General features: G+C 45.0%; 3 protein-coding genes. All 3 read left to right on the top strand.

Translation table 11 applies throughout. From position 1 onward, the window contains the following. Nucleotides 1-2,063 (top strand): CD3337/EF1877 family mobilome membrane protein (locus WMO18_RS10680; protein WP_367286595.1); only part of this gene is annotated, 2,063 nt, incomplete at its 5' end. Further along, nucleotides 2,060-3,067, top strand: coding sequence for a C40 family peptidase (locus tag WMO18_RS10675; protein WP_367286594.1), 1,008 nt, complete (start codon nt 2,060-2,062; stop codon nt 3,065-3,067). The genes WMO18_RS10680 and WMO18_RS10675, both read left to right, overlap by 4 nt. Before the next feature lie 16 nt (nt 3,068-3,083). Then, on the top strand, nt 3,084-3,604 hold a 521-nt coding region (locus WMO18_RS10670), incomplete at its 3' end, for a conjugal transfer protein (RefSeq protein WP_367286593.1).

Raw genomic sequence — 3,604 nt, 5'->3', positions numbered from 1 at the left:
ACGCAGAAAATCTTTACTCTAAATATCCGCTGTCGAATTACCAGCTTGATTTTTATGTGGATAATAGCTGGTCGTGGCTTCCGTGGAACTGGCTGGACGGTATCGGAAAATCGGTGCAGTACGGGCTATATTGCATTACCAACTTTGTCTGGACGATAAGCCTTTATTTAAGCAATGCCACGGGCTATGTGGTGCAGGAAGCCTATAAACTTGATTTTATTAACGATATGGCAGACAGTATCGGACAGAGCATACAGACACTTGCAGGCGTAACACAGAACGGCTTTTCTTCTACGGGCTTTTATGTCGGTTTCCTGCTTCTCATTATCTTAGTGGTGGGAATGTATGTTGCTTATACGGGACTGATAAAACGGGAAACCAGCAAGGCACTTCACGCTGTTATCAACTTTGTTGTGGTGTTCGTGTTGTCCGCTTCATTTATCGCCTACGCTCCCGACTACATCAAGAAGATAAATGAGTTTTCATCAGACATCAGTACCGCTTCACTTGACTTGGGAACAAAAATCATGCTCCCCAACTCTGACAGCGAGGGCAAGGACAGCGTGGACTTGATACGGGACAGCCTATTTTCTATTCAAGTGGAACAGCCGTGGCTACTTCTGCAATTTGGCAACAGTAACGCAGAAGAAATTGGGACAGACCGTGTAGAAGCTCTGGTATCAGCAAGCCCAGAGGACGAGGACGGGAAAACCAGAGAAGAAGTTGTGAAAACAGAAATTGAGGACAACGACAACAACAATCTGACAATACCGCAGGTGGTAAACCGTTTGGGTATGGTGTTCTTCCTCTTGTTCTTCAACTTGGGGATAACGATATTTATATTCTTGCTTACGGGCATGATGTTGTTCAGCCAGATACTTTTTATTATCTTTGCTATGTTTTTGCCTATCAGCTTTCTACTTTCCATGATACCGAGCTATGAAAGCATGGCAAAGCAGGCAATCGTGAGGGTATTTAATACTATAATGACACGGGCAGGAATAACGCTCATTGTAACGGTGGCGTTCAGCATTTCCAGTATGTTTTATAACATTTCCACGGACTATCCGTTCTTTATGGTAGCGTTCTTGCAGATAGTATGTTTCGCTGGTATCTATATGAAGCTGGGCGACTTAATGAGTATGTTTTCACTTAATGCTGGCGACAGTCAAAGCATGGGACGACGCATATTCCGCAGACCGTATCTGTTTATGCGACATCGGGCTAGGCGTATGGAACACCGTATTGCAAGGGCGGTAAGTGCTGGCGGTATTTCGGGCGGTGTGGCTGGTGCGGTGGTTGGAAGTGCCGTTGCTGGCAAACGAGCAGAAAGAAAAAATACAGCTTCTAAAGAAAATCGGGGCAATGCCACTTCCAGCATGGGACAGCGTGCAGGTTCAAAAGTCGGTGCTGTCTTAGATACGAAAAATAAAGTGAAAGATAAGGCAAACGCTGTCAAAGAAAACATCAAGGATATGCCGACACAGACCGCTTATGCGGTGTATTCCGCAAAGGAAAAGGCAAAGTCCAGCGTATCAGATTTTAAGCGTGGCATGGTGCAGGAACAGCAGTCCAGACAGACGGGACGATTGGAAAAGCAGGAACAGCATAGACAGAATATTGCTGATAAGCGTATGGAGCTTCAAAAGGCACAAGAAGCAAGGCAGGCACAGCGAAAGGCTGACGGATCAGCGACAACGGGAGCTACCCGTCCCCATGAGCGACCAGCCACAGCTTCAATCATTCCAAAGCCGAGTGCGGAAAAAATGCAGGAAGTCAAACGCCCTGCCACAGCGACCACTTCAAAGATAAGTGAGCCAGTCAAGACAAATGTTGTGAAAGAGCGTCCGTTATCTTCGGGTGCTTCTGATAAGAAAGCGACCCAACCTGCACAGCCAGTACATAGGCAGAATGTAGAAAAAATAGTATCGCAGGAAACACGCCAGAATTACACCAAAGACCGCAGGACAAAGGTTCAGCAGACGCAAACCGTCCAGAAGAACCAGCAAACCACAGAGAAAACTCGTAACCTTGTAACGAAGAAAGGACAGAAGAAAAAATGAAACTGAAACATATCGCTCTCATTGGCAGTCTGTTTCCTATCCTCTTTTCTCTGGTGCTTTTCTTTGGTGTCTTGATTAGTGCGGACAGCGACGACGAGAACAGCAACTTTTCTTCTGGCATTACGGGTATGAACCTATCCGCAGAAGTTTTGAAACATCAGCCTATGGTGGAAAAATACGCCAGAGAAAACGGTATCTCCGAGTATGTCAATGTGCTACTTGCTATTATTCAAGTAGAAAGTGGCGGTACGGCAGAAGATGTTATGCAGAGTTCGGAAAGTTTGGGACTACCACCCAACTCTTTAGATACCGAAAGTTCAATCAAGCAGGGGTGTAAATATTTTGCGTCCCTGCTTTCTTCCTGCCAAAATCAAGGTATCGACGACTTGAATGTAGCGATACAGTCCTATAATTATGGCGGTGGTTATGTGGGATATGTGGCAGGAAAAGGAAAGAAATATACCTTTAATCTTGCAGAGAGCTTCGCCCGTGAGAAATCGGGTGGAAAGAAAGTAACCTACACCAACCCGATAGCCGTTGCAAAGAACGGGGGCTGGCGGTATGGCTATGGAAATATGTTCTATGTGGAATTAGTCAATCAGTATTTAACTGTTCCGCAGGTATCGGGAGAGCTGGCACAAAAGGTAATGAATGAAGCGTTGAAATATCAAGGCTGGAAGTATGTGTATGGCGGTAGCAATCCCAACACTTCCTTTGACTGCTCGGGACTGATGCAATGGTGTTATGGAAAAGCTGGTATCTCCTTACCGAGAACAGCACAAGCACAATATGACGCTACCCAACATCTTCCGCTTTCGCAGGCAAAGGCTGGGGACTTGGTATTTTTCCATTCCACCTATAACGCTGGTTCGTATGTAACCCACGTCGGCATTTATGTAGGAAATAACCAGATGTACCATGCGGGCGACCCGATAGGATATGCAGACCTAAGTAATAGTTACTGGCAACAGCACTTAATCGGTGCAGGACGAGTAAAACAATAGAAAGGACTTGAAAAATATGTTTAAGAAGAATAAGAAACAGACAGAAACTATCAAAGAACCAAAAGAAAAAAAGGTGCGTACTGTTAAGGTAGGCACACATAAGAAAACCGTGATTGCGTTGTGGGTGGTGCTTATCGCAAGCGTGAGCTTTGGAGTGTATAAGAATTTTACTGCTATCGACCAGCACACGACCCATGAAAAAGAAATCATTGAACTTTGCTTGCAGGACACCAACGGGATAGAAAATTTCGTGAAGAATTTTGCGAAGTCCTACTACACATGGAATAACAGCAAAGAAGCTATCGAAGCAAGGACGCAGGCAATCAGCGGTTATCTGACAAAGGAATTGCAGGACTTGAATGTTGATACAATCAGAACGGATATACCGACCAGCTCCACAGCTACAAATGTGATTGTATGGAGTATCGAACAATCGGGAACGAACACTTTTTCTGCTACCTACGAAGTAGATCAGCAGATAAAAGAGGGAGAAAAGACAAGCAATGTGAAAGCAACCTATACCGTAAAAGTCCATAT

Origin of the sequence: Ruminococcoides intestinihominis (assembly GCF_040096285.1) — a bacterium.
Classification (GTDB): domain Bacteria; phylum Bacillota; class Clostridia; order Oscillospirales; family Acutalibacteraceae; genus Ruminococcoides; species Ruminococcoides intestinihominis.
This window is presented reverse-complemented; position numbering and strand designations above follow the sequence as displayed.

Excerpts from the sequence above, each read along its gene's own strand:
- WMO18_RS10675 (WP_367286594.1), top strand. The coding sequence starts at position 2,060 with ATGAAACTGAAACATATCGCTCTCATTGGCAGTCTGTTTCCTATCCTC.